At 38.6% G+C, this 26,853-nt stretch carries 27 protein-coding genes; 22 read left to right on the top strand and 5 right to left on the bottom strand.

What is annotated here, in order from left to right:
* The first annotated feature begins 29 nt into the window (after nucleotides 1-29).
* The 4 genes from G0028_RS14975 to G0028_RS14960 all read left to right on the top strand — a co-directional run bounded on the left by G0028_RS14975 (nucleotide 30) and on the right by G0028_RS14960 (nucleotide 4,697).
* Nucleotides 30-1,472 (top strand): C13 family peptidase, encoded by a 1,443-nt coding sequence (locus G0028_RS14975; protein WP_130075065.1) that lies wholly within the window; start codon nucleotides 30-32, stop codon nucleotides 1,470-1,472.
* Between the two features lie 10 nt (nucleotides 1,473-1,482).
* Nucleotides 1,483-2,316, top strand: coding sequence for an S-formylglutathione hydrolase (fghA, locus tag G0028_RS14970; RefSeq protein ID WP_180045840.1), 834 nt, complete (start codon nucleotides 1,483-1,485; stop codon nucleotides 2,314-2,316).
* 162 nt (nucleotides 2,317-2,478) lie between these two features.
* Entirely contained in the window at nucleotides 2,479-3,582 is a 1,104-nt protein-coding gene (locus tag G0028_RS14965) for a YjgN family protein (protein WP_180045838.1), read from the top strand.
* 20 nt (nucleotides 3,583-3,602) lie between these two features.
* Entirely contained in the window at nucleotides 3,603-4,697 is a 1,095-nt protein-coding gene (locus G0028_RS14960; protein ID WP_130075068.1) for a M48 family metallopeptidase, read from the top strand.
* A gap of 51 nt (nucleotides 4,698-4,748) precedes the next feature.
* On the opposite strand, the gene G0028_RS14955 is transcribed toward G0028_RS14960, so the two are convergent.
* Nucleotides 4,749-5,027 carry a DUF2218 domain-containing protein gene (locus G0028_RS14955; protein WP_130075069.1) on the bottom strand — a complete coding sequence of 93 codons (279 nt, stop codon included), beginning with the start codon at nucleotides 5,025-5,027 and terminating at the stop codon, nucleotides 4,749-4,751.
* 190 nt (nucleotides 5,028-5,217) lie between these two features.
* Here G0028_RS14955 and rpe point away from each other — a divergent pair, with 190 nt between their 5' ends.
* The 10 genes from rpe (at nucleotide 5,218) to G0028_RS14905 (ending at nucleotide 13,905) form a co-directional block, all read left to right on the top strand.
* Nucleotides 5,218-5,904: a ribulose-phosphate 3-epimerase gene (rpe, locus tag G0028_RS14950; RefSeq protein ID WP_180045836.1), complete on the top strand. Its 687-nt coding sequence runs from the start codon at nucleotides 5,218-5,220 to the stop codon at nucleotides 5,902-5,904.
* Nucleotides 5,905-6,394: 490 nt separating this feature from the next.
* A complete protein-coding gene (locus G0028_RS14945; RefSeq protein WP_227554736.1) occupies nucleotides 6,395-6,802 on the top strand; it encodes a hypothetical protein in 408 nt (135 codons plus the stop codon).
* Nucleotides 6,803-6,856: 54 nt separating this feature from the next.
* Nucleotides 6,857-8,623: a multicopper oxidase domain-containing protein gene (locus G0028_RS14940; protein ID WP_180045834.1), complete on the top strand. Its 1,767-nt coding sequence runs from the start codon at nucleotides 6,857-6,859 to the stop codon at nucleotides 8,621-8,623.
* Nucleotides 8,610-9,533, top strand: a complete 924-nt coding sequence (locus tag G0028_RS14935; RefSeq protein WP_180045832.1) for a copper resistance protein B — start codon at nucleotides 8,610-8,612, stop codon at nucleotides 9,531-9,533. The genes G0028_RS14940 and G0028_RS14935 overlap by 14 nt, the downstream gene beginning before the upstream one ends.
* Before the next feature lie 236 nt (nucleotides 9,534-9,769).
* Nucleotides 9,770-10,087 carry a quaternary ammonium compound efflux SMR transporter SugE gene (gene sugE / locus G0028_RS14930; RefSeq protein ID WP_130075073.1) on the top strand — a complete coding sequence of 106 codons (318 nt, stop codon included), beginning with the start codon at nucleotides 9,770-9,772 and terminating at the stop codon, nucleotides 10,085-10,087.
* An 84-nt stretch (nucleotides 10,088-10,171) separates the two neighbouring features.
* Complete coding sequence (gene sugE / locus G0028_RS14925; protein WP_180045830.1) at nucleotides 10,172-10,486, top strand: quaternary ammonium compound efflux SMR transporter SugE; 315 nt, start codon at nucleotides 10,172-10,174, stop codon at nucleotides 10,484-10,486.
* Between the two features lie 26 nt (nucleotides 10,487-10,512).
* A complete protein-coding gene (locus G0028_RS14920) occupies nucleotides 10,513-10,992 on the top strand; it encodes a methylated-DNA--[protein]-cysteine S-methyltransferase (protein WP_180045828.1) in 480 nt (159 codons plus the stop codon).
* A 16-nt stretch (nucleotides 10,993-11,008) separates the two neighbouring features.
* Nucleotides 11,009-11,824 (top strand): hypothetical protein, encoded by an 816-nt coding sequence (locus G0028_RS14915; RefSeq protein WP_180045826.1) that lies wholly within the window; start codon nucleotides 11,009-11,011, stop codon nucleotides 11,822-11,824.
* Nucleotides 11,825-11,889: 65 nt separating this feature from the next.
* Nucleotides 11,890-12,552, top strand: coding sequence for a nuclease-related domain-containing protein (locus G0028_RS14910; protein ID WP_180045825.1), 663 nt, complete (start codon nucleotides 11,890-11,892; stop codon nucleotides 12,550-12,552).
* Between the two features lie 186 nt (nucleotides 12,553-12,738).
* The gene (locus G0028_RS14905) at nucleotides 12,739-13,905 is read left to right on the top strand and encodes a GGDEF domain-containing protein (protein ID WP_180045823.1); all 1,167 of its coding nucleotides are present in this window, start codon (nucleotides 12,739-12,741) and stop codon (nucleotides 13,903-13,905) included.
* A gap of 63 nt (nucleotides 13,906-13,968) precedes the next feature.
* Here the strand turns inward: G0028_RS14905 and G0028_RS14900 are convergent, their stop codons facing one another.
* Nucleotides 13,969-14,736: a hydroxymethylpyrimidine/phosphomethylpyrimidine kinase gene (locus G0028_RS14900; RefSeq protein ID WP_180045821.1), complete on the bottom strand. Its 768-nt coding sequence runs from the start codon at nucleotides 14,734-14,736 to the stop codon at nucleotides 13,969-13,971.
* A gap of 101 nt (nucleotides 14,737-14,837) precedes the next feature.
* Between G0028_RS14900 and G0028_RS14895 the strand changes: the two genes are divergently transcribed.
* The gene (locus tag G0028_RS14895; RefSeq protein WP_130075080.1) at nucleotides 14,838-15,494 is read left to right on the top strand and encodes an HAD-IA family hydrolase; all 657 of its coding nucleotides are present in this window, start codon (nucleotides 14,838-14,840) and stop codon (nucleotides 15,492-15,494) included.
* Nucleotides 15,495-15,575: 81 nt separating this feature from the next.
* On the opposite strand, the gene G0028_RS14890 is transcribed toward G0028_RS14895, so the two are convergent.
* Nucleotides 15,576-16,322: a sporulation protein gene (locus tag G0028_RS14890; protein ID WP_180045819.1), complete on the bottom strand. Its 747-nt coding sequence runs from the start codon at nucleotides 16,320-16,322 to the stop codon at nucleotides 15,576-15,578.
* 132 nt (nucleotides 16,323-16,454) lie between these two features.
* Here G0028_RS14890 and G0028_RS14885 point away from each other — a divergent pair, with 132 nt between their 5' ends.
* The 4 genes from G0028_RS14885 to G0028_RS14870 all read left to right on the top strand — a co-directional run bounded on the left by G0028_RS14885 (nucleotide 16,455) and on the right by G0028_RS14870 (nucleotide 20,719).
* Nucleotides 16,455-17,786: a hypothetical protein gene (locus G0028_RS14885; protein WP_180045817.1), complete on the top strand. Its 1,332-nt coding sequence runs from the start codon at nucleotides 16,455-16,457 to the stop codon at nucleotides 17,784-17,786.
* Nucleotides 17,787-17,816: 30 nt separating this feature from the next.
* On the top strand, nucleotides 17,817-18,932 hold the full coding sequence (locus tag G0028_RS14880; protein ID WP_180045815.1) for an acyltransferase family protein: 1,116 nt from the start codon (nucleotides 17,817-17,819) through the stop codon (nucleotides 18,930-18,932).
* A 369-nt stretch (nucleotides 18,933-19,301) separates the two neighbouring features.
* Entirely contained in the window at nucleotides 19,302-19,748 is a 447-nt protein-coding gene (locus G0028_RS14875; protein ID WP_180045813.1) for an ABZJ_00895 family protein, read from the top strand.
* A 77-nt stretch (nucleotides 19,749-19,825) separates the two neighbouring features.
* On the top strand, nucleotides 19,826-20,719 hold the full coding sequence (locus G0028_RS14870) for a TIGR01777 family oxidoreductase (protein WP_180045811.1): 894 nt from the start codon (nucleotides 19,826-19,828) through the stop codon (nucleotides 20,717-20,719).
* A 13-nt stretch (nucleotides 20,720-20,732) separates the two neighbouring features.
* Here G0028_RS14870 and thiO read toward each other — a convergent pair whose 3' ends face one another.
* Together thiO and hemB are read right to left on the bottom strand one after the other, a co-directional pair.
* On the bottom strand, nucleotides 20,733-21,848 hold the full coding sequence (thiO, locus tag G0028_RS14865; RefSeq protein ID WP_180045809.1) for a glycine oxidase ThiO: 1,116 nt from the start codon (nucleotides 21,846-21,848) through the stop codon (nucleotides 20,733-20,735).
* A gap of 270 nt (nucleotides 21,849-22,118) precedes the next feature.
* Complete coding sequence (gene hemB / locus G0028_RS14860) at nucleotides 22,119-23,132, bottom strand: porphobilinogen synthase (RefSeq protein ID WP_130075088.1); 1,014 nt, start codon at nucleotides 23,130-23,132, stop codon at nucleotides 22,119-22,121.
* Nucleotides 23,133-23,235: 103 nt separating this feature from the next.
* On the opposite strand from hemB, the gene G0028_RS14855 reads away from it, so the two are divergent.
* The 3 genes from G0028_RS14855 to G0028_RS14845 all read left to right on the top strand — a co-directional run bounded on the left by G0028_RS14855 (nucleotide 23,236) and on the right by G0028_RS14845 (nucleotide 26,762).
* Nucleotides 23,236-23,766: a thioesterase family protein gene (locus tag G0028_RS14855; RefSeq protein ID WP_130075089.1), complete on the top strand. Its 531-nt coding sequence runs from the start codon at nucleotides 23,236-23,238 to the stop codon at nucleotides 23,764-23,766.
* 308 nt (nucleotides 23,767-24,074) lie between these two features.
* The gene (locus G0028_RS14850) at nucleotides 24,075-25,229 is read left to right on the top strand and encodes an HlyD family efflux transporter periplasmic adaptor subunit (protein ID WP_180045807.1); all 1,155 of its coding nucleotides are present in this window, start codon (nucleotides 24,075-24,077) and stop codon (nucleotides 25,227-25,229) included.
* A gap of 6 nt (nucleotides 25,230-25,235) precedes the next feature.
* The gene (locus G0028_RS14845) at nucleotides 25,236-26,762 is read left to right on the top strand and encodes a DHA2 family efflux MFS transporter permease subunit (RefSeq protein WP_180045805.1); all 1,527 of its coding nucleotides are present in this window, start codon (nucleotides 25,236-25,238) and stop codon (nucleotides 26,760-26,762) included.
* Nucleotides 26,763-26,853: the final 91 nt, after the last annotated feature.

The raw sequence follows: 26,853 nt of genomic DNA, 5'->3' as shown, positions 1-26,853 counted from the left end.
TTTAAGCCACCCGCAATTACAGAATCTTTATGATAGACCTCAAACCTTCCATTAATTTTTGGCATGATTTAAAAAGTAATCAACGTGCAGGACTTTGGTTGTTTCTAGGGTCTCGTAAGGCATTACAAATAGTTCGACCATCCATTTTACAGCTTATTTTTTGGGGCATTTTGGGTGGTTGTGCGAATACATTATTTAGCTGGCTGGTGGCAGGCGAGAGCGGCGTTTTTAATCGGCAAGGTCTAATTAGTTATGCGCTATGGCCGTTTATTGCGTTAATTGTTGGGATTTTTTTGTCTCAGCGGACGGAAAATCCTCGTTTGATGCTTGTGCCTGCCTTGTTGTGGTTGGTCTTAGATACACATATTGCATTTTTGCAAAGTTTTATTCAGTTTTTAGGTTCACTCGACTATCTGCCTAATTTCACCTATGACTATTTGCCCATCATATTCATGGTACTTTTTGTTTGGCAAAGTTTGGCGGTGGTTTGGGTTTTTGCACGTGAGTTGCAATGGCCTTGGTGGGAACGTGCGCTGATTATTTCAGCGACATTGTTTACATTAGTCGTTTGGCAGACCTCAATTCAAGATCAACCGATTTGGAAAGTTGAAGAAGTTCCACCTACTTTTGCAGAAAATGCATTTTATGCGCAAAGTAATCTGTTAAATAAAGCATTAGAACAAATTCAATATGGTGAATTTGCTGAGACACATTGGTATTTCTTGGGTGTCGCGGGTGTCAGTTATCAAGATGTTTTTAAATATGAAATTGAACGAATTAAAGAGCAATTTGATACACGTTTTGGTACTTTTGGACGCTCGATTGAACTGATTAATAACCCTGAAACACGTACAACTGTTCCATTGGCATCTAAAACCAGTATGGAGCTTGCATTGCGCCGTATCGGTCAGCAAATGAATCGTGAAAGTGATGTTTTATTTTTATATATGACTTCACATGGTTTGCAAAATCAGTTTGAAATGGAAAATGACCCACTTGATTTAAATGATGTTGATCCTAAATGGTTACGTGATACTTTAGATAAATCAGGCATTCGTTGGAAAGTGATTGTGATTTCAGCGTGCTATTCAGGGAGTTTTATTCCTGCACTACAAGCACCAGACACTTTAATTATTACGGCTTCTGCCGCAGATCGTGCTTCATTTGGGTGTTCAAATGAAGCGGATTACACCTATTTTGGACGCGCGTTCTTTGATCAGGCGATGCGTGAACAAACCTCATTGAAAGCGGCATTTCAGCAAGCTGCTGAAACTGTGGCAAAATGGGAAAGTGCACAAGGTTTTGAACCTTCTGAGCCACAATGGGTGATGGGAAAAAATATTGAATTGGTCTTGCCGCAGTTAGAACAGCATTTATTTCCACGACAAAATGTGACTTCTGCTGTGAGTTCAACACCTGTGAAATCAACAGACGATAAAGCAGCACAAACGCTTGCCGTTGCCGCACAGTAGGGAATACGCCATGGAATTATTACAAAAAAATAAATGTTTTGAGGGTGAGCAACGCATCTATCAAACAGATTCGAAATACTTAAAGCATCCAAGTAAATTTGGGGTATTTATACCGCCACAAGCGACCACGCAGAAATGTCCTGCTTTAATTTATTTAGCGGGTTTAACTTGTAACGAAGAAACGTTTGTTATTAAAGCACATGCACAGCGTTTAGCTGCACAATTGGGCTTAATCTTAATCACCCCAGATACCTCACCACGTGGTGAGGATGTTCAGCAGGGGGATTCATGGGACATTGGGCAAGGTGCTGGATTTTATCTGAATGCAACACAACAACCTTGGGCAGAACACTTTCAAATGGAAGCTTTTTTGCTTGAAGAGTTGTATCCCTTATTGTTACAAAAACTACCGATTTTAAAGCAAAAAATTGGGATTTTTGGGCATTCTATGGGCGGGCATGGTGCATTAACTTTGGCGTGGAAATATCCTGAAAAATTTAAATCGGTTTCGGCTTTTGCACCCATTTGTGCACCCAGTGCATGTCCTTGGGGGGAAAAAGCATTTTCAAATTATTTAGGTCATGACCAAGCTGAATGGGCAAAGCATGATGCAACACAATTAATTTTAGCCAAAGGCGCATTATTTACTGAAGTGCTCATTGACCAAGGGACAAATGACCAATTTTATAGTCAATTGCATCCTGAAGCCTTACAACGTGCATGTCATCAAGTTGGACAAAAACTTACTTTACGTATGCAGAATGGCTATGATCATGGTTATTTCTTTATTCAAACTTTTATGGATGAGCATTTGCAGTTTCATGCCACACAATTACAAAAGTAATTAAAAAATGTCGAGTCATTGATTGTAAGGATCATGACTCGAACAAAATATCTGCTATTTATTTTAATTAAAAAACGCTATACACTGATTTTGTTAACATTGAAAACATATTGTTGCCGAATTATCTTGATGATACTGACATATTAAAAATAAGAGAAAACGATGCAAGAACAAACACCACCACCATTTTCAGGTCAGGGAAGTCTCAGCCTGACCAAAAGCTCAGAGCTTCCATCTGAAAATAATGTACCAACACCAGCATTTTCTCAAGTACGCCGTTTTAAATTTCATGGCGATGCGATGGAGTATTTTGGTATTTGGATTGTAAATATTTTACTGACCATTGTGACGCTCAGCTTGTATGCGCCTTGGGCGAAAGTACGCCGTTTACGTTACTTTTATGGTAATACTGAATTTTTTAGACGACGTTTTGATTTTACAGGTGTACCGAAAAAAATTCTGATTGGACGTTTGATTGCACTGGGAATTTATGGAGCAATTTCGGCAATTTCGCAATATTCGTTAACGGCAACCTTGATTGGTTTTATTGTTCTTTATCTTGCCGTGCCTTGGTTGATTCGTGCCACACTGCGCTTTACGGCACGTAATAGTAAATATGCCAATAGCCGTTTTTATTTTGCAGGGACAAGTAAAGAAGCCTACAAAGTATTCTTAAAATGTATTGCAATTTACATTATCAGTTTGGGGTTATTTTATCCTGTGCTGATTTGGTTATATAAGCGTTATTGCATCGATCATTTATACGCAGGACAGCTAAAGTTTAAATTACAAGCAGATTGGCCTGATTATATGCGTGCGGTCTATATTCCAACCTTTATGTTTATAGGCATTATTTTGGTCGCTGCCATGATTGGTGGCGTCTTGGGTAGTCTTTCTCGTCCTGAAGTATTTGCAGGGGTGTTAGGGGTGGCTTATATCGTGGGCGGTTTGTTTGTTTTCCCATTGATGAGTGCGCGTATTTTTATCACCACGTGGAATAATACTGTGATTGGGAACAGTAAATTTGCCACAGACTGTAATCAATGGCGTTTTGCATGGATTGTTGGTACCAATTGGATCGTTAAAATTTTGTCTTTGGGTCTTATGTCTGCATGGGCTGCAATTCGTATCTATCGCTATAAAGTTGACTCACTTAGCCTGACTTTACTTGATGATCCTGATCAAATGATGAATTTGGCACAGGCGGATCACAGTGCCTTAGCAGAAGAGATTAGCGATATTTTTGATATAGATGTTTCACTTTAACTGAACGAGCTGAAAACCACATGACACAATCTGCACAAGTCATTTTTTATGATGGTGTGGTGTCCAAGCCACACCAAGCCCAAGTTTTTGCCGTGGATGCGCAGACGGTACAAGTACGTTATGGGGAAGATCAGCGCTTAGTGCGGCATTATCGCTATGCAGATATGCAGCTGATTGGGGCTTTGGGGCAACTTAAACCTGCAGTTGAGCTCAATGATGATGCCCGTATTGAATTTTTAGATCATTTACCTGAATGGTTTCAGTTAGACAGTAAAAAAGCCTATCGTTCGATTTGGAAATTAGAACGTTCACCTACACTGATTTTGTTTAGTGTGGTGTTTGTGGTCTTTTTGGGTTTTGCTTTAGTGAAATGGGGTATTCCTGCTGCTTCGCATTATATTGCGTTTCAATTACCTGAAAACAGTATGAAACGTTTAGGTGATGAAGCTGAAACCTATGTTGATCAATATTTGACAGCACCGAGTCAATTGGCAAAGGGGCAACAAGAACAAATTCGTAAACAATATCTTGAAAAAATTGCTGAGGGGCGCCCTGCAAAATTATTGTTTAGGAAGGGCAGTAGTCTAGGTGCAAATGCGATTGCTTTGCCGAATAATACCATCATTGTTACAGATGAATTGGTTGAGTTAGCACATAGTGATCAAGAAATTTTAGGGGTGCTTGCCCATGAACAAGGACATTTGATAGAGCGCCATAGTTTACAACAAGGCTTATCAAGTTTAGGTATGAGTGCATTATATATTGCGATTACAGGTGATAGCTCAGACCTCTTTAGCTCCTTGCCAGCAGCGATGTTGAGTGCAAAATACTCGCGTAAATTTGAACAGCAGGCTGACTTATATGCTTTAAATTTGATGGATCGTCAGCATATTGAAGTTGCACATTTTGCTAACTTGTTACAGCGTTTGAATGATGAATATGAAAAAACAGACAGTAAAGATGATAAAGAACAGTCTGAACAGGCGCAGAAAAAGTCAGATGAAGTCACGAGCGACTCACAAATAGATCGAATTTTTGAAGTATTTGAGTCACATCCTGCAACGCAAGAGCGCATACAGATGGTTCGTGATTTTGAAAAACAACAGAAAAAATAGCCATAATTAAAAGGCTATTCTTTTATTGAGTACTTTCATTTCAAGTTTATTTTAAGCCTGATGTTGCCATTGAACGCTAAACTGTTGCTGTGCCATTCGATTTAAATGATCAATGATAACATGCTGTAAATGGGCGTCATCTTGTTGCTTTGTTTCTAGATCGACAACGAGGCGTTCAGGTTGTGCATGTAAAATGACTGTAGCATCAGGCATAAAAATACTGAATTTTTCACCTGTTTCAGCGACTTCAAATTTATGTTTCCAATGATTGAGTAAGCGTTTAGCAATGCGCTTTGCATCATGGGTTAAAATAACAGTATTGCTTTTCATTCTCATTTACTCCTTGGCTTGCTTAAAGCTAACAAAAAATGACGTACGAAGCTGTCATTTAAATAGAACGCTTCGTTGCATTATTGCAATGCTGAGTCGAGTTTCATGTGCGATTACAGGCTTTTTCAGCAAAGTTTAGTCAGAAATTTGCTATAATTGAGTAAATCCATATTTCAAGCTAGGTTGATCCATGTCCAAGCCATTTTTAATTGCACCTTCTATTTTATCTGCTGATTTTGCTCGTTTAGGTGAAGAAGTAGACAATGTTTTAGCAGCAGGTGCGGATGTTGTGCACTTCGATGTCATGGATAACCACTATGTACCTAACTTAACTTTTGGTGCAGGCGTGTGTAAAGCTTTGAAAAAATATGGCATTAAAGCACCGATTGATGTGCATTTAATGGTTTCACCTGTAGATCGCATGATTGGTGATTTTCTTGAAGCGGGTGCAGATATCATTACTTTCCACCCAGAAGCAACGGATCATATTGACCGTTCTTTACAGCTCATCAAAGATGGTGGTGCGCAAGCAGGTTTAGTGTTTAACCCTGCGACCCCTTTGCATTATTTAGACTATGTCTTGGACAAAGTTGATCAGGTGTTATTGATGAGTGTAAACCCTGGTTTTGGTGGACAAAAATTCATTCCGATGACTTTGGCGAAATTACGCCAAGCACGTAAAATCATTGATGCATCAGGTCGTGATATCCGTTTAGAAGTAGATGGTGGTGTAACACCTGCAAATATTCGTGCAATTGCGGAAGCGGGTGCAGATATGTTTGTTGCAGGTTCTGCAATTTTTGGTAAACCTGATTATAAAACTGTGATTGATGAAATGCGTGCTGAATTGGCATTGGTTGGTTCACAACAGGCTTAGACTTTTACACAATAATATGGATAAAATTGTGGATAAGTTTGATGATAACTCTATGGATAACTGTGTAGATAAGCTTGCTGATAAATTGTTTAGCATTTAAGCGAAATAAGATCAATCGCTTATGAATTATACAAAATAAGTTTAAAAAGAGTCCAAGTGGGCTCTTTTTTTATTGGAAATAGAATTATATTTTCGCTTTATTTTTAGTCGTTTTCTTGTGGTGATGCTGTTTAATAATTATGCATCAGGATATGGGGAATCGCTGCATTGCAAAATTTTTAACTGAAGCATTGAATGGATCAATGATGAGCAATGAGTAGCACTTTAGATAGAAAAATAATCTTGAGTTCAGGGCTTCATTTGCTACTGCTTAAATTATTGGGTATGCTAAATCGGTATTTATTTTTAATTGACTGCTGACATGTTCACACAACTTTGCAAACAAGCTTGGTTTGTTTGTCTTATGGTATTTGCCATAGGATGGAGCAGTGTGTCTGTTGCTTCTGTGAAAACCATGCAGATAAGCATGCAGATGCAACACCAGCCTATACAAAAGCAGAAAAATAGCAGTCATGCAACAATGATGCAAAACATGTCGCTGCAAGAGATGAAGCAACATTGTGCCGATTTAGCGGCGCTAGAGCTTCAGAATAACGAGCTGGCACAAAATTCAAACGACTGTCATCAGCAATTGATTCAAGCTCAACAAGTAAAGCATGCCGATTGTCAGCATTGTGCATTGTTCTCTTGTCAGTCTTCAATTGTTTGGTTTAATACCGATATTCCCAAATTGATTGTTCCTGAAGATCATTTCGAACAAAATTCACTACAAGCTCATTACCAAGCTCAGCATCTTGCAGGGTATTGGCAGGAAATTTTACGTCCTCCTAAAGCTTAACCCGTTTTTCCGAAGCATTATTTTCAAAATAATTTCAGAAATTTAGGTTGAGTTATGTCTATTCAATTTTCAAAAAGCGTTATCGTCGCTGTGGCTGTGTTGTCTTCAACATGGAGTTTTGCAGCGGTTAAGGAATATCACCTAAACATTGATGAAGGAATGGTCAATGTCACAGGCAAAGCGGTCAAACGCATCACTGTCAATGGCAAGTTTCCTGCGCCTTTACTTGAGTTTGAGGAAGGCGATGATGCAGTCATTCATGTGCATAATAATTTAAAAAATCAAGATTCTTCAATCCATTGGCACGGGCTGTTATTGCCTGGCATTATGGATGGCGTTCCAGGCTTTAATGGTTTTAACGGGATTCGACCGCAAGGTGATTTTGTCTATAAATTTAAGGTTCGCCAAAGTGGTACGTATTGGTACCATGCCCACTCTAAAGGTCAGGAACAGGACGGTTTATATGGCGCTTTGGTGATTTATCCGAAGGAAAGAAAGCCACTCGCTGCACATGAACAAACCGAGCGTGACTATGTGGTGATGCTGTCCGATTTTCATGACAAAACCAGTGATCAAATTCAAAAAGATCTGAAAATTTCGGCTGAATATTATCAAGATCGGCGTGAAACTTTGGGCGATGTGTGGAAGCAAATTCAACGTGATGGTGTCAAAGCCACATGGTCTGACCGCAAAATGTGGAATCAGATGCGTATGCTGAAAACTGATCTGTCTGATGTCACGGGTTATACTTTTTTGATCAATGGTAAAACCCCTGAACAAAATTGGACAGGCATGTTTAAACCGAATGAAAAAGTTCGTTTGCGTTTTATTAATGCTTCAGCTATGTCCTTTTTTGATGTACGCATTCCGAACTTAAAAATGACCGTGGTCGGTGCAGATGGTCAGCCTGTACAGCCTGTGCCTGTAGACGAGTTTCGTATAGGGACAGCCGAAACCTATGATGTGGTGGTTGAACCAAAGAATGAACATTATCAGATTGAAGCGGAGTCGATTGACCGTTCAGGTTTTGCCATTGGGACGTTGCACAATGAGCTGACAGCAAATATGCATGGGATTCATCTGCCACAAGCACGTCCTCGCGCCATTTTAAATATGGCAGACATGGGGCATGGCAGTGCTGATATGAAAGGTATGGATCATTCAGCTATTCATCAAAAAGCAGAGAATCATGGTGATATGCAAGACATGGATCATTCGAAGATGGATCACTCAGAACATCAAGCAACAACAGCAAAATCTGATGTTGTGGTTGAAGGTTGGGCAAATGCATCAACTCCGCAAGGCGACAAAGCTTTGCAATATAGTGATCTGAAATCCTTAACCCCACAACCCGATACCCGTGAAGCGACAAGTGAATTGGTGATTCGTTTGGGTGGCACCATGGAGCGTTATATCTGGACAATTAATGGCAAGAAATTCAGCGATGCTGAACCGTTAAAAGTGAAGTACGGCGAGCGGATTCGTATTAAATTTATCAATGACAGTATGATGGCGCACCCGATGCATTTACATGGCATGTTTATGCAACTAGAAAATGGTCAGCCTGCGGTAGATAGGCCAAATAAGCACACCATTATTGTGCCGCCTGCAAAAACCGTGACTGCATTATTAACCGCAGATGAGCTAGGGGAATGGGCGATTCATTGTCATTTGCTCTATCACATGAGCGCAGGCATGATGAATAAACTGATTGTTGCCAATGTTTCCGAAGGAGAAACCAGCACCACACCGATTCAAAAATCGACGACAAACACTTCGAATCAAGCTGAACAGCAAGGAGATCAACATGCACACCACTAAGTTATTTCCACACACTGTTTTGGCAAGTTCATTATTGATGATGAGCAGTTGGGCAATGGCGCATGAAGGACATGACATGATGTCAGCATCGCCAACCACAACGACGTCAAATAGTGAAATGGTTGATCATTCGCAGATGAATCATTCAAAAATAGATCATTCACAGCATCAACAAACGACTGAGCAAGTAATATCTCCACAAGCAACTGCACATATAGAACATCAAGGACATGACCATCGTAAGGAACATGGCGCACAAATTTATGCCGTCAGTACGGTAGATACAAAATGGCTGCTCAATGAAGATGGTGAAGGTGCATTAAAGTCCGAAATCGAAACCCGAATTGGGACGGATGAAAATAAGCTCTTTATTAAAGTTCATGCGGATAAAGCAGAATCTCATGATGCGCACGTTGATGCCAAAGTTTTATATAGCCGTATGATTTCAGATTTTTGGGATGCGCAAGTTGGTGTGCGTTACCGATCTGAAAAAGTCGAGTTAAAACATCATGCTAAAGATAGCGAAGAAAAACTTGATGCGGTGATAGGTTTGCATGGCATGGCGCCATATTTCTTTGAAACCGATGCTTATCTCTATGCAGGGGAAAACCAGTATTCAGGTTTTAGTCTAGAGACAGAACGAGATTTGCTGTTGACGCAAAAACTGATTTTTAAACCCTATTTAGATCTCGATGTGGTTTTCAGTGATGATTCTAAATATGCCAAAAAATCAGGTTTAAGCAGCCTGACCACAGGTATTGAAACCCGTTATGAAATCAGTAAAAAAGTCATGCCATATTTGGATATTGCCTATGAGTACAGTAAGGGCAATGATGAAACTGCATGGCAAGTCAAAAGTGATGCTGAAAAGGGTTGGCGCTATGGTGCAGGGGTGCGGTTTAAGTTTTAAACTTTAAGTTTGATGTTTTAAAGCTTGCTTTATTTTAGGGTTTTAATTTTAAAACCCTAATTTTTCTCGGTGTATTTTGGGTCAAATTTTGTAAAACATGCTCAGTTATAGAGCGAAATACGTTAAAATGTGTTTATTCAAAGGAGGAACGACCTCCCTTTGTGCGATATCATCAAAATCTGCACCAAGAAAACTCGTCAGGACGACCTGACTCTAATTCAAATTTGGAGCTGGTCATGGCTTGGGTCATTCTTGTTTTTGCAGGCATCTTTGAAATTGTTTGGGCATATACTATGAAAATGTCCGAAGGTTTCACCAAGCTCACCCCGAGCGTTATTACGATTTTCTTTATGATCCTGAGTTTTGGTTTATTGGCTTATGCTATGAAATCATTGCCTTTGGGAACTGCTTATACGATTTGGACAGGAATCGGGGCAATTGGTTCATTCCTTGTGGGTATTTTTATTTTAGGTGAACCGACCACTGCCATGCGAATGTTGGCGGCGGTACTGATTGTATCGGGTTTAATTCTGATGAAACTGTCTTCTTCTTAAAACCGCTATTTTCTGATCCAAGTTGACTGATGCAGTTAACTTGGATTTTTTGATTTTAATACATTGATTTTTAGGAGTATTGCTATGGCTTGGGTATTACTTGTGGTGGCTGGTTTATTGGAAGTGGTTTGGGCATACTTTATGAAAGTGTCTGATGGCTTTAGCAAACTCACGCCCAGTATTTTGACCAGTGTGTTTATGATGGCAAGTTTTGCTCTATTGTCCTATGCCATGAAATCCTTGCCATTGGGTACAGCCTATACCGTTTGGACAGGCATCGGTGCGGTTGGCTCATTTGCTGTGGGGATTTTCTTTTTAGGCGAACCTGCTACTGCCATGCGAATGTTGGCTGCAGTTTTAATTATTTCTGGGTTAGTATTAATGAAACTTTCTTCTTGATGATTATGCACTACAGGGGATTAAATATGAAACTTGCTTATATGGAAATGCCTTCTCCCGTGGGTGTTTTAAAGTTGGTTGCAACGGACACCGCTTTGGTGGCGGTCCTTTGGGAAAATGAAGATCCTAAACGTGTGCGGTTGGCTGAGTTGATTGAAAATACACAGCATCCCATTTTGCTCGAAACACAAAAGCAGTTGAATGAATATTTTGCAGGACAGCGTCAAAAGTTTGACGTGCCTTTAGACTTTGAGGGGACAGAGTTTCAACAAAAAGTCTGGCAGGCATTGCTCACCATTCCATTTGGGGAAACCCGCAGTTATAAAGACATTGCTGAACAGATTGGCAATGTCAAAGCGGTGCGTGCGGTGGGTGCGGCAAATGGTAAAAATCCGATTTCGATTATTGCGCCGTGTCATCGGGTGGTGGGCGCAAATGGAAAATTGGTGGGCTTTGCTGGTGGGTTGGAGAATAAGGATGTTTTGTTAAAGTTAGAGTCGATTTAATATTGGATGATACAAAATGGAATGGATTGAACCATGGCATCTTATTGATTTAGATAAGCAAGAATTATTTAATGCCGAATTAGAAAAAGAACTTCATCCTGCTCACATTTTATTTAATTCGAAGTTAAATGCGATTGCGAAAAGTAGTGCGAATGACGATGTTTTATATGCATTTACTGATGGAACGATACGAGTTGCAGATGTTCATTTGACATGGAAAGGGCGTACAGAAATCTCTCAATATCCTATTTCTATTATTTATTGTAGTTTAGATAAATGGAAAAGCTTTGTTCTTTATGATGAAGTATTACCACTAGTAGATTATTCCAATACTATTTGTATGTTGGGATATTTTTTAATGAATCATCTTGAATATGAGGATTATTTTAAATGGGCTGAAAAATTAGTAGAGCAAAATTGTTCATTGGATGAGCTTGATATTTTACTGAGTTATTCTTTAGATGAGCATATTCAGTCTGTTGAATTTTTAGATTTTATTGAGTGCTTTTTTAGAAAATTGGGATTTAATCTTAAGCATACTGAGCAATGTTTGTATAAGTTTATAATGTATTTATGTGATCGTATCATCGTAGATTCAAGTGAGTTAGATGACGCGATTCGAATATTTAAAAAGCTAGATCAAATATTTGGGGATGGGTTTGATTTTATTGTTGAGTGGGCGCGTTTAAGAATTGATTTATATAATATTTATACTTATGAGGAAACAGTCTACTTTAAAGAGCTGTCATTGATGAATGATCAGAATTTTGCGATTGAATTTGCTCAACGTTTTAAAGAAAAAATAATGATTTCACAATTAAATAGATTTTGATTTATTTTAAAAATATATAAATTACAATAAAATAGATTTAATTTTTAAAAGTCATAAAATTTTAAATGGACATTTCTCAAATCATCGCCCCCATTTTTTCACAACTATGGTGGATGATTCCGTTATTTTTGATTGCTGGGGCAATCAAAGCATTCAAACCATTTTTAAAAGGCAAAATAGGTGAGTTTGCGGTGAGTACGCATGTCAAACTTTACTTGGACAAAGAAAAGTACATTTTGTTGAATGATAGTACCTTACCTGATGAACAGAACACGACAACACAAATTGATCATATTATATTGAGTCCTTATGGCATTTTTGTTGTTGAAACCAAGAATTATAAAGGTTGGATTTTTGGTGATGAACGTCAGAAAACATGGACGCAAAAAATCTATAAAAATAGCTATAAATTTCAAAATCCACTGCATCAAAATTATAAACATCAAAAAGTTTTGGAAACTATTTTGGCAGATATTGTGGACCCTGCTGTGATTCATTCTATTGTGGTTTTTATGCCTGACTGCGAGTTTAAAACACAAATGCCTGCTAATGTATTTCGAGGGGCAGCGTGGATAGATTATGTGAAAGGCTTTAAAGATGAGGTTATTTCATCCAAAAAAATGAAACATGTTCAGTTACGTATAGAAAAAGAAGTATTGGAAAAATCATGGAAAACTAATCGTCAGCATGTGCAGAATTTAAAAGATAAACGGACTGAAAATATATAAGTAAATGCATTATGAGTAGTCAGTTTTTTTAATATTTTGGCGTGATTATCTATGTCTATTGGTTTTAAAAAAACAGATGATCGAAAGATGAAGAATTAAAAATTGAACTTGATCAAATTTTAAAACTAAGGTATCAACGTTTTAAGGGACTTATAATATCTATAAAATGAGGAATTAGGGGGGGATTTGAAAGAATTTTTTTCTAAAATATTTAAAAAAATAAAGTTTCAATTATTTGAAACGGATGACTTAATCATTAATTGGAATGATTTTGATAAAGGCGTCTTGTTGCTGTTTTTTGGTGCGCTAAATCAAAGCACTTCAATACTCTGGTATTGGCATAATGTAAAAATAAAAAAGCAAGTACAGTGGTTAAATATTGATTTTTATCCTTCGAGGATGAGCAGTTTAATTATTTGTACCATGCTTTTTTCGGTCTTATTGATCCTGTGTCACTACTTTAAACATAATCAAAAATTTAGAACATTAATCTCTTATTCTTCTCCTGCGCTGTTTGGTATGGTCATGATTTATGGGGGATACACTGTAGGCATTTATAGTGTGCCAACGGTTTCAGGATTTGTTTGTATCGTTTTGGTTGGGCTAGTTTTTTATAATCGAAAAATTTTATATGGTGTCGCGATTCCAATCGCCATCTTTACAGTGATTGTTTGCTACCAAAGTTCCAATAACATGATTGCGTATGCGCCTTTATTTACCGAAGCATTAAATCATACGCAAGTTTTTGAAAATGCATTTTGGGTAAGAAGCATGGCAGAGCTTTTCCTGCCAATTTTATTGATTAGTATTTTATTCTTTGAAGTTTTACTGTCGCAATGGCGTAGACGAGAGAAAAAAATAGAATACTTAAGTACCACCGATGCACTGACTGAAATATACAACCGTCGTTATATCGGTCATCAACTTAATCATATTTATACAGATGCAGTTTCAGTCATTATTCTGGATTTAGACCATTTTAAAGCCATTAATGATGGCTATGGTCACCATGTCGGAGATGAAGTATTGTGTCGTGTTGCACGAACTTTAGAATCAAGCATTAGACAAAAGGACATTGTGGGTCGTTTTGGTGGTGAAGAATTTATTGTGTTGCTGCCCTATGCTGACTTGAAACAAGCACAGGAAGTTGCGGAACGTTGTCGGGAAAAAATTGCTCAGGAATTGATTATTTTAAAAGATAAACAGCAAATTTCGATTACTGCTAGTTTTGGTATTGCAAGTTCGACGGGGGATTTAAGTCAAGAAGAATTAATTCGCTTAGCTGATCAAGCGCTTTATTTGTCTAAACAAAAGGGCAGAAATTGCGTCAGTCATTATTTAGAAATCAGTTAATTTTTAAAGTAGTGATTTACAAGTTCCAATTTAACCTTGAAACTTGTAAATGTCATGCTTCATTTAAAACCGTTTCGGTATTTTCTGACCACCTACAACAGGGGTTTCAGCATTTTTTAACACGCCAAATAACCAAGTTTCTGCATAATTCACCGCAACATTTAAAGCATCACCCAACGCTAAACGACCTGCAATAAAACTTGCAAGCGAGCAGCCTGAACCATGATACTCACCGTCTAAACGTGGACATTTGGTTTCAGAAATCATTTCACCATTGACATATAAAGCATTACGAATATAGTCAGGCGTATCTTCATGTCCACCTTTGACCAATATTGCTTTGGCACCCATTTCAAACAGCTTAGCTGTGGCTTTATCTAAGTCTTGTTCACCTGTTAAAGCACGTAATTCAACGGTATTTGGCGTTAACACCGTAGCTAAAGGAATCAGCTCGACAAAGGCTTTGACTAAAGTCTCTTGATTGCCCAATGAACCACCGCTATTTGCCACTAAAACAGGATCAAGAACATATAAATAATCAGGATGTTCACGTAAAAATTCAGCCAAGGCTGCAATATTATCGGTAGTGCCAAGCATGCCCGATTTCACAGCTTTAATTGGTAAATCCTGAACCAAGGCATTGGCTTGTGCCAGGAGTAAGTCTTTAGACGTTGCTTCAAAACCAAAAACCTGTTGCGAGTTTTGAATGGTCAGCGCCGTACAGGCAATTGCTGCATGTGCGCCACTTTGTCCAATGGCTTCAATATCTGCTTGCAAACCTGCACCACCAGAAGGATCGAGACCAGAAAAACACAATACAGTAGGGCGCACAATGATATCCTTAAATTGATAAATTTGAGTTAGTATAGGCAACTTTAGCAAAACTCTCGACTGTAATTTTGCATTGCTTGAATTTAGTAAAAGGTAAATCTGTGCTTAAAAATATTCTGATTGATTTAGACGGAACGTTGACCGATCCTAAAGTTGGTATTACCACTTCTGCACGTTATGGTTTGGCAAAAGTCGGGCATCCGATTCCTGAGTCTGAAAATATAGATTGGATTATTGGTCCACCGCTGAAGGCTTCTTTGGCAAAATTACTGGGTGTGGATGTTCAGGATGTGTTGGCTGAACAGGCTTTATTGGGCTATCGTGAGCGCTTTGCGGTGACAGGTCTATTTGAAAATCATGTTTTTGAGGATGTGGCACAGACGCTCGATGCTTTAAAGCATCAAGGTTATCGCCTATTTTTAGCTACAGCGAAACCTGAAGTTTATGCACGTCAAATTTTAGATCATTTTAATTTATTACCATATTTTGAATATCCGTATGGTAGCGAGCTCAATGGCGAACGTACCAACAAGGGGGAGTTGATTGCGTATATTTTAGAAAAAGAACAACTCAAGCCTGAAGAGTGTTTAATGGTGGGTGACCGTGAACATGATATTTTGGGTGCACGTCAAAATGGCATTGAAACCATTGCTGTAGAATATGGTTATGGCTCAACAGCCGAGTTAGATGCCGCCAAACCTAAAGCACGAATTGCAAAATTTGCTGAGATTTTAAAGATAGTAAACGGGGATGTTTAATCATAAAAATATTGATAAAAGTTGATGGTATTTGCTATGAAAAAAAAAGCTGCTAAGTTTTTAATTTAGCAGCTTTTTAAATTAAGTAATATTCAAAATCTGTTTAATATTTTGTACTAAATTTGGCACTGAAACGCCCTGATTCGGAATGCTTATACTACGTAATTGATCACCACGAAATTTACGATCAACTTCAAGCATGACGTGGGTTTGATGTTCTTGAGCGACAAATGAGACTTCCACTTCATTGATGCCACTAAAATGCTGTTTTGGTAAAAATTCAAGCTCTTGGTAACAACCAATAGTCGAAAAATAGTGACCACCACGCAATTGACCTTTTTCTACATCCGCAGTTGCTAAAAAGAAACCACATTGTTGCATCGCTTGCAAAAATGCTTGCATGGCAGGTGTCGGCAGAATACGCAAATAATCTTGATCGGTTGCATCCAACCCCCAGTCAACATCTAAATGAGTATGTAACCACACACGGGTTTTATTCTGATGACATTGCACTTCGGTGATTGGCGTTTCAAAAGGCAATTGGATTGAAAATGGAAAGCTATGAGATTGATTAGCTTTCAGTTCAAATGCACCGCTAATATGCCACTGTGCGATGGTCAACGCTTGGTTAAACTCATGATCACTGCTTTCAACTTCAGCAGTTGTCATGAGTTTGAGATAGATGCCATTAATATTTTTATTGGATGCAGCCCCTTTAAAAATTACTTCACCGTTGACAACTTGACCTGCTTGAGGTGTCGAAGTGTAAATACAAGTGTTGACTTCAACACCCTGTAATCCCAGATTTGATATGATTTTATTGAACATTTTTGTAGATGACCAAAAATTAGCGTTGTTAAAATTCATGCTATTGAAATGGGATTCTAACGATGTGTCAATGTTATGATTGTGATTATTTTTACGATTTTACGATCCATTTTTTGATGTGATGACAACATAATGACGATACGATTAAAAAAAATGTGTTTGGGGTTGTTTGGGTTTGTTTTACTGCTGAGCGGACTGGTTTTCGGGTTGATCCAAGATGAACCGATTTCACAGAACGCTACAGCACTTTTAGCTGATGTCCGTTTTTATGACACAGATTTAAAACAAGACCCGTACTTTTTATGGTTGGGTTTTGATGCAAAAACCGATGCTGAACAACAGCTTTTGGGGCAAAAGATTTATCATCGTGATTGGAAAAATTTCTATCAAACCAACAGTGTTTATATTGATGAACCGATTGAAAAATTTAGCGAATTGCAGGGCGATTTTTTAACTGAAGCAGATGAAAAAGTGTTTGAACAGTTAATAAAAGATTTACAGGTCGAGATTGGGATTGAGGCTTATCAAAAACAACAAAGAGCTTTAGAAGAGATTTATAGCCGTCAAAGCGTGTTAAATGCACGTTGGCAAGCTCTGCTTCATCAAGCACCGACGCAGAAAGTGCTCGTGTTGAGTGTAGAAGGAGCGATCCCGAATTTTACACTGATGATGAAAATTCACCGCTTATATGTGGCACATTTGCTGTTTCAACAGGATGTTGCAGCTTTGGTGCGTTATACCGAAGCCTTGATTGCCAAAGATCAAAGTGCAGTAAGCTTGCTAGATAAAATGATTATGTTGAATTTAATTTCAGATAATATTGAATTGATTCATCAGCTTAATCAGCGCTTAGGGCAAAAACATACGCTCTCTGAGTTGTCGCTCGCACAAATGTCGATGCGCTTTCCTTTTGCCAGTGAAACTGCTGTGATGCAACAGGTGACCAATCGACTTGTTGATCGACAAAGTCCACAAGGCTTGTTTGATTTTATTTATGAAGATGAAAATCAGCAAAAAAGTGTTGAAAAGCATCCTATTGCAGATTTTTTTACGCCTTTATTATTGCTTAAAAACCAATCGCTGAATCGTTATGTGTCTTATATTTACCTCACTTTAGTGATTTCTGAATTACCTAATCCTCAGTTTAAGCAAGCTTTGCAACAACCGCATGACAGTACAGTAAAACGCAGTTGGCTGAAAAATTTTATGGGCAATAAATTGGTTGATGTCGCTTTACCACGTTGGGAAACTTATGCCATACGTCCACGTTTAATCAATCAAAAAATTGTTCTACTGAATGTTTTGGCACAACATCAAGCGATTGATTTGGCGAGATTAAATCAAAATACACAAGGCTATGCGTTTTATCAAACCAAAACGGCGCTGTGTATTAAAACGCCAAATCCTTATTTGGATGAGGAAGAACAACGTAAATATGGCAGTTGTTTAAAATTAGAAGATTAGAAAAGGAAAAAATAATGACAGAGTGTTGCGATGCGTAATATTAAAATTGATGTTTTACGTGGCATTTCAATTCTTTTGGTGTTGCTCCACCATTTTAATATTCCCTACAAGTTGCATGATACTTTTTTGGGCGTGCAGATTTTTGGGGAAAGTCTCAGTACTTTGATTGCGCGTAATGGCAATTATGGCGTGACCATGTTCTTTGTGATCTCAGGTTTTTTAATTACTCAGCATACTTTGCAACGCCACGGCTCATTGGTACAGATAAAGCTTAAAGATTTTTATATGCGCCGTGTTGCGCGCATTATGCCATGTTTGGTTTTATTGGTGGCTATGGTGACGGTATTGGGAAGTTTAGGGTTAAAACCTTTTATGAACCAAGTACCGAATGGCATCGAAGTGTCTTATGCCTTAACGGTTTTTTCAGCCTTCAGTTTTTGGATGAACATTCTGATTATTGACTATGGTTGGGTGAATTATGCTTTGGGTGTGTTGTGGTCATTGTCTGTAGAAGAAGTTTTTTATCTCGTATTTCCACTTTTATGTTTGCTTTTAGGGCGTAGTCAAAAACACTTTATTTTACTGTTGCTTGCTCTTATTGCTTATGCACCGTATTTCCGTTCACTGCATTTTGGTGCAGAAAATGGTGCTTATCTTTATCATTATTTTTCCAGTTTTGATGGAATAGCAATGGGGTGTTTAACGGCACTCATCGCACAGCATGTCAAAATTAATGCGCAAACGCTGAAAGTGATTATGCCTATCGTTTCGGTCTTGATGATTGCACTGTATTTTTACGCACCTATCAAAGAAGTCAGCACATGGGGGATTTCGCTCTTTGCCCTATGCACTGCAATATTAATTTTTTGTTTTTCGCAAAATACTCCATCAGAAGCATCTTCGATCACCTCAAAAGTGATGGTTTGGATTGGGCAACGTAGTTATGAAATGTATCTATTTCATTTAATTATTTTAGGCTTATTTAAAGTGATTTATTTGCCCAAAGAAACCTTGCCTGCTGAAAAATTGATGTTATTGCCGATTTATTTTATTTTGGTGTTTGTGTTGAGTTGGGCCATTGAAAAATATTATTCAACGCCTTTAAATCATAAAATTCGGCAACGTTTTATACGCTCAAGCTATTAGGAAATAAGAGCTTATAGGCGCAATCTTTGAGTTTGAGTGATTCGATGAGAAAATGATTGAGCATCAAAAAACAGAATCTATAGACAAAAATAAACCGACGATTCGAGTGATGAATAAATCGTCGGTTAAGATACTTCGCTCAATTTGATTTAGGCTGCTGTTCCAAATCAAATTGTAGAAGCATGAGTTTATAGGTCTCATGGGATAGAAGGTTACCGAGTCAAATCTGCGGATGCCAGTGCAAATTGTTCGCGGTTGCTGCAACCTTATACTTATATAACGACAGTCTTTTTGATTTGGTTGACAAGAAAATTAAAAAAAATTAAAAAATTTTCCTATAATGTATTTTTAAGTTGTGGAAATACTGCTATGGCATCGCTAAGTAAATATTTTTTATGGTTTTTTGTAATTTGTTTGGTGTTGACAATGGTGGTTGGTATTTTGGTTGCTTTACTACCGAGTCAAATTGCTGGGATTCTCACTGCATTACCTTATCTAATTTCTATGGTGATTGTTTTACAACTTTTTTTAAAGCAACAAAAACGTGCACCCAGTAAAATCGAGCAGAAAAAGTTCTCTATTGGTTTTAGCCTGATTTTTTGGATATATAATTTAATTGGCATTTTCATTGGGGTGATGATTTTTGCACGTCATGATGCTGAAGTATGGAATAATTTTCTGCTCTATATGCAAAGCCCACAATTTCTCATGGTCTCTGGCATGATGTGGTTAATGTTAGCGATTCCATTATTTCTGATTACTTACTGGTTTTATGGTAAACAGGCACAGCGTATGGCCGCGAAAATGTTTTCATAAGTAAATAATGCAGCTTTGTGAGTGTTTAAAAAGTATGCTTGAATGGAGTTTATAATAATCAAAAGAGTGTTTCATTCATGCAGACCGTTTTAGTCACTGGTGCAACAGGTTTTATTGGCAGCCATTTGTTACGCTATTTGTTACAGCATGATTTTCAGGTCATTGCATTGTCACGAAAGATGCATATTTCAAACCATGCAAACTTACAATGGATTGACTCATTCACTGCACTCGAAAATATTTCACTAGATTATGTGGTGAATTTGGCAGGTGAGAGTATTGGTCAAGGTCGCTGGACAGAAGCACGTAAACAAAAACTGCTGCAAAGCCGAGTCAATACCACAAAAAAATTGTATCAAGCACTCACACAATATCAAATTAAGCCTAAATGCATAATTTCAGGTTCTGCCATTGGTTATTATGGGGTAGATTTTACTGAGCAGTGGTTAAATGTTTGTGATGAATCTTCACCTCCTCAAGCGATTTTTATGTCTGAACTTTGCCAAAAATGGGAAGCAGTAGCATGGTCTAATCCATCGCAAAACACCAAAATTATGCGTTTAGGTGTCGTGTTTGGTAAAAATGGTGGCATTCTTCCACAAATGTTATTGCCCATTAAATTGAACTTAGTTGGACGCATTGGATCAGGACACCAACCGATGACTTGGGTGCATATTGATGATGTCATTCAAGCGATTTTATTTTTATTTCAAAGCAAATCAGACCAAAAAATTTATAATGTGGTTGCACCTGATCATATTGATCAAATGCAATTTGTAAATGTTGCTAGCAAATTATTTAAGCGTAAACCATTTTTGCCATTACCGGGTTTTGTGATGAAACTCTTGATGGGCGAGCAGTCACAATTGGTGTTAAATGGTCAATATGTGCAACCCAAAGGTTTACTGAATGAAGGCTTTAAATTTCAATATATAGACTTGGACAGTGCCTTAAAACAAATTATCCATTGATGATTTTGCATCATCATACTGCGTCAAGTTGGGTTAAACGTTGAGTTGAATAGGCATGTGGGTCGACTATAGTGTCTTGTTTGAGCATCATCTGACGCAGTAAGCGTGCTGAAGCGGGACCCATACAAAGCCCATTGCGATAATGCCCAAAATTTGCCCAAAGGTTTTCTATGTCAGGCATTTGTCCAATATAGGGAATGCCTGTCGGTGAACTTGGTCTTAAGCCTGCCCATTGTTTCACAATAGGGAAATTTGCCAGTTCAGGTACCATTTCCGTACAGGCTCTATAAATATTTTGCTGTGTTTGTACACTTGGACGTTGGTCAAAACCAAGATGATTCATGCTCGAGCCACACACGACATGACCATCCATACGTGGAATCAGGTACATGACATTGTTCATACACATGGTGGGCAACCAATTTTCAGGCGTTTTAAACAATAACATTTGCCCTTGTACAGGCTCAACGGGAATGCTGCATTTTAGCTGTGTTGACCATGTATTTGACCAAGCACCTGTCGTCATCACAAATTGATCTGCTGCACAATGTTGACCATTTGAGCTTTGAATAGACTGAATTTGATTATTTTGAAGATTAAACTTTTCAATCCAAGTATTTTCAATCACTTCGACATTAGGATGCTGTTTTAAATATGAAATTAATGATTTGAGTAATCTTGGATTACGCACATTTGCCAAGTGTGGGAAATAAATCGCATGTTGGAATTGTTCGGCAATATGTGGGTTAACGGTTTCTAGTGATTCGCGTTGTAAATATTCACAATGTTGCATCGGTTCTTGGTATTGGTCTTTGTAATTGAGTCCAATTTCAAAATCAGCTTCATCAAAGATCAGCATTCCTGTTTCATGAATTTCAAAATCGATGCCTGTTGCAGGGAAAAGTTTTTGATTCCAATCTTGATAGAGTTGTTTACCATGTTGTGCGAGATAGTTCACTTCTCGTGGATAGCGCCAAGGATACATGGGTGAAAGAATGCCTCCACCTGCCCATGAGGCTGCATGACCTGCATGTTGTTGGTCAAATATGGTGACTGTGCAACCTTGTTCAACAAGTTCGAGGGCGGTGAGTAAGCCACTTACTCCTGCACCAATGATGGCGATATGCATGAAAACCAATACCACTTTTTTAAGTTGAAATGATCTGAATGATGTTTCAACGCGTAACACTAAAAAATGAGCACAACCACAAATATTGATTTGAGGGCATGTACCTTTGCGTAGGTAATTCCTTACTTTTCAAAGATGAAAAGTAACAAAAATCTTTTGTTGGACTGAGAGGAATTCCCTTTCCTCCAGTCCAACGGTGGCATCCATGCCACCTACCGCGAATTAAATACTGAGTAGAATTTAAATTAAAAAAATAAGAAGTAGAAAGTCTTACTTCATCTCTTTTAATTGGCGTGCTGCTTGTTCTGCATAGTACGTCCAAATTCCATCTGCACCTGCACGGCGGAAGCACATGAGTGATTCCATAATCACGCTTTCAGAAAGCCAACCATTTTGAATGGCAGCAGCTAACATGGCATATTCACCACTGACTTGATAAACAAAAGTAGGCACGCCAAAGGTGTCTTTGACTTCACGCACGACATCAAGATAAGGCATACCAGGTTTAACGATCACCATGTCAGCGCCTTCTTGAATGTCTAAAGCGATTTCATGTAAAGCTTCTGCACGGTTACCGACATCCATTTGGTAGTTGTATTTATTACCACCTTTAAGGTTTGATGAAGAACCGACAGCATCACGGAAAGGGCCATAGAAGCTAGACGCATATTTTGCTGAATACGCCATAATACTAGTATAAATATGACCATTGCTTTCTAAAGCTTGACGAATTGCCCCAATACGTCCATCCATCATGTCACTTGGCGCAATGACATCGGCACCCGCTTCAGCATGACTGAGGGCTTGTTTGATGAGGCATTGTACAGTTTCATCATTGAGCACATAACCTGTATCGTCAATGATGCCATCTTGACCGTGTGTCGTATATGGGTCGAGTGCGCCGTCTGTGATCAGCACCATCTCTGGTAATTCTTTTTTAAGTAAACGTAAGGTGTTTTGAACTAAACCGTCTTCATGCCATGCAGCTTCTGCGGTTAAGCTTTTATCTTCTTGGGGTGTTACTGGAAATAAAGCCAATTTAGAGACACCAAGCTCAAGCAATGTTTCTGCTTTTTTCAACAATAAATCCGCTGATAAACGTTGAATATTTGGCATACTAGCCACATCTTGGGTTTGGTTTTGTCCCGGCAGTACAAATACTGGATAAATGAGATGATCTGCTGTCAGTTGTGTTTCTCTGACCATGGCACGGAGCTTGTCGTTTTTACGGATACGGCGCATGCGAGTGGCTGGAAAAGCAGGACGATTGAACGTATAAGTCATAACAATCTCGATATTCAGTATTAAACTAAGTCACTCATTGTAGCCCTTTCATCTATTTTTTTGCAAAAAGCTGAAAGTTTTTCTCTGTATTGGTTTTTAAATTATGACGATTGATTCTCCCAAAGATGATTCAAATAAAAGTGAATCACCAAAAAAGTGGACTGGAAATTTACATCTAGGCGCTAAAGCTGATTTAAATGTTGTTCTCAGTCAACTCACCAAAGCTTTTAATACATCACCTTATTTTTCACATAATGCAATGCAAATGCGTGTAGTCAATGATGAAATTGAAGGTTATATTGAAATGCAACCATTTTTGATTGGCAATGTTGCATTTCAAATCTTACATGGTGGTGTCGCTGCAACTTTACTTGACAGTATTGGTGGAATTGTGGCGATGGGCGAGCTTTATAAAAAAGCAGAGCCTGAGCAACTAGCAGACACGTTGAAAAAAGTTTCTCGTTTGGCGACCGTAGATATGCGGGTGGATTATCTTGCACCAGGTCGTGGTCAATATTTTATTGCCAAAGCGGAAACTTTGCGTATGGGGCGTAAGGGTTGCACCATGCGCATGACTATGGTCAATGATGAAGGTAAGGCAATTGCGACAGCGATTGCATCTTATGCATATTGATTGATTTGACTAAATGTACTCAGTAGTACACTTTGTATGATTTATGTCAATATAGAGCATTAAAATAATGCTTTTAATGCTCTATTTTTTATTTAAAAAAATATAAATATCAATAGTCTCTATATAAAAAATGAAGTTAAACTCTTGAGTAATATTTTTATTCTCACGATATGATTTTTATCTGTAAAATTGACCCCCACATTTTTAAAAAAGCTTTATTGCATCAGTTTGAATCTTGAAATCATGATTCATTTCTATTTGGTTTGGTGCAATGAGGTGATTAGGTTCATAAAAGCTAGGAATATGCGATGACCGAAGCGCAGATGACGAATGCATCCCCAAATGAAACTCCATCTCAAGCAGACGATGAAGCCAAACAAAAACGTAAAAAAATGCTGAAAATATTTGCATTATTGGTGATAGGAATTGCCATTTTGTATGCCATTTGGGCATTGCTATTTGGTAATAAGGTTGAAACTGACAATGCTTATGTTGGCGCAGAAACTGCTGAAATCACCTCAATGGTCAGTGGTCAAGTTGAAAAAGTGTTGGTGAGTGATACACAGCAAGTCAAGAAAGATGATGTCTTAGCGATAATTGACAATCGTGATGCCAAAATTGCAGTTGCTCAGGCAGAGGCAGAGTTGACGAAAGCAAAACGTCAATATACACAAAGCTCAGCAAATAGCAGTTCATTGTCTTCACAAATTTTAGTCAGTGCCGATGATATTAACAGCGCAAAAGCACAGGTGGCACAAGCTGAAGTCGGGTATCAACAAGCACAGCAAGAATTTGCCCGTCGTCAACAATTGAGTGCTTCAGGAGCGATTTCTAAAGAAGAATATACCAAGTCGCAAAGTGCTTTAAATAATGCCAAAGCCAGTGTTGATGTTGCTAAAGCTGCTTTGGCACAAGCAGAGTCAAAACGTAAAGCAGCGCAAAGTAACTTAGATGCCAATGAAGCTTTAATCAAGGGTACATCACAAACATCAACACCAGATGTTTTAGTGGCTCAAGCCAAACTTGATCAAGCACTTTTAGATTTAGAGCGTACAGAAATCAAAGCACCTTTGGATGGTGTAATTGCGCGTCGTAGTATTCAAGTTGGACAGCGTATCGCACCGGGTACAAGTGTGATGAAAATCGTGCCATTATCTGAGTTGTACGTCGATGCAAATTTTAAAGAAAGCCAATTAAAAAATGTGAAAGTCGGACAGAAAGCGACTTTAACTTCAGATTTATACGGTAAAAAAGTTGAATATCATGGCACCGTGATCGGTTTCTCTGGGGGCACAGGTTCGGCATTTGCTTTGATTCCTGCACAAAATGCAACAGGAAATTGGATTAAAGTGGTACAGCGTTTACCTGTACGTATTCAGCTAGATGCAAAAGAGTTAGCAGCGCATCCTTTACGTGTAGGATTATCGATGACAGTTGAGGTTGATACCTCATCAGCGAAGTAATCGCCTATGAACAGCTCAACATTTCAAGGTGAGTTAAAGGGCGGTAAATTATTACTTGCCGCCTTTTTCCTTGCATTGGCAAATTTTATGGTTGTGTTAGATATGACCATTGCCAATGTATCTGTTCCTCATATTACAGGCAGTTTGGCAGTTTCAAGTTCACAAGGAACTTGGGTGATTACCTCCTATGCGGTTGCTGAAGCAATTTGTGTTCCATTAACTGGGTGGTTGGCAGGGCGTTTTGGCGCTGTTCGTGTTTTTAGCATTTGCCTGATTGGATTTACGACATTTTCAATTTTATGTGGTTTATCGAACAGTTTAGTTATGTTGGTGATCTGTCGTATTGGTCAAGGTTTGTTTGGTGGGCCGATTATGCCACTCAGCCAAACTTTGCTGATGCATATTTTCCCTCCCGAAAAGCATTCTCAAGCCATGGGAATGTGGGCAATGACGACTGTTGTGGGTCCGATTTTAGGACCGATTTTAGGCGGTACGATCAGTGATAACTGGTCATGGCACTGGATTTTCTTTATCAATATTCCTGTAGGCCTACTGTGTGCTATAGGGGTCATGCGTCTGCTGAAAGTTGCTGAAACACCAACTGCAAAACTACCTATTGATGGGATTGGTTTGGCTTTACTGATTGTTTGGATCGGCGCTTTACAATTAATGCTTGATTTAGGGCATGAACGGGACTGGTTTAACAGTAATTTAATTTGTGTTTTAGCCGTTATTTTGGTGGTTGGTTTCATTGCTTTCTTTATTTGGGAATATTACGAAAAACATCCAATTGTGAATATTCAAATCTTCCGTTATCGAGGATTTACCATTGCGACCTTATCTCTTGCGTTTGCCTTCGCCGCATTCTTTGGCAGCATTGTACTGATCCCACAATGGTTACAGATTAACTTAGGATATACTGCATCATGGGCAGGTTATCTGACTGCAACCATGGGGTTTGGTAGCTTGATGATGTCACCTATTGTGGCAAAGTTAGCCACCAAATATGACCCACGAGCTTTGTCGAGTTTTGGTCTCATGATGTTGGGTGGGGTGACCTTGATGCGGTCATTTTGGACCAGTGATGCTGATTTTATGGCATTGGCATTACCACAAATTATCCAAGGTTTTGCGGTACCATTTTTCTTTATTCCGCTTTCAAATATTGCATTGGGTGTGGTAAGACCTGATGAAGTCGCTTCAGCAGCAGGTTTAATGAACTTTATGCGAACAATGGCAGGCGCGATCGGGGCGTCCATTGCGGTAACGATTTGGGATGATCATACCAAAATAGCACGCAGCGAAATTGTTTCTACAATGCATGTGGAAGAGACTCAGCGGAATTTGGTCAATAGCGGCTTTAGCCCAGAAATGGCGCTCGGTACCATCTCAAACTTGGTGGATAAAGAGGCTTTAACCATTTCAGTGAATCATGTGTTTTTAATCTTTGCGATGGTTTTTATTTTCGCAGGTTTCATCATTTGGTTATGCCCAAGACCAAAAGGTAATGTGGGGGCAGGGCATTCACATTAATCAACGGTTGTAGCAAGCCCGATATTTATCGGGCGTACTTTTTGTCTCGGAATAAAAACTGAGGTATTTTGACTACATGCTCATATGAGCA

This window comes from Acinetobacter piscicola, from assembly GCF_015218165.1.
GTDB classification, from domain to species: Bacteria; Pseudomonadota; Gammaproteobacteria; order Pseudomonadales; family Moraxellaceae; genus Acinetobacter; species Acinetobacter piscicola_A.
The sequence above is the reverse complement of the archived record's forward strand: the minus strand, read 5'-3'. Positions and strand labels throughout refer to the sequence as shown.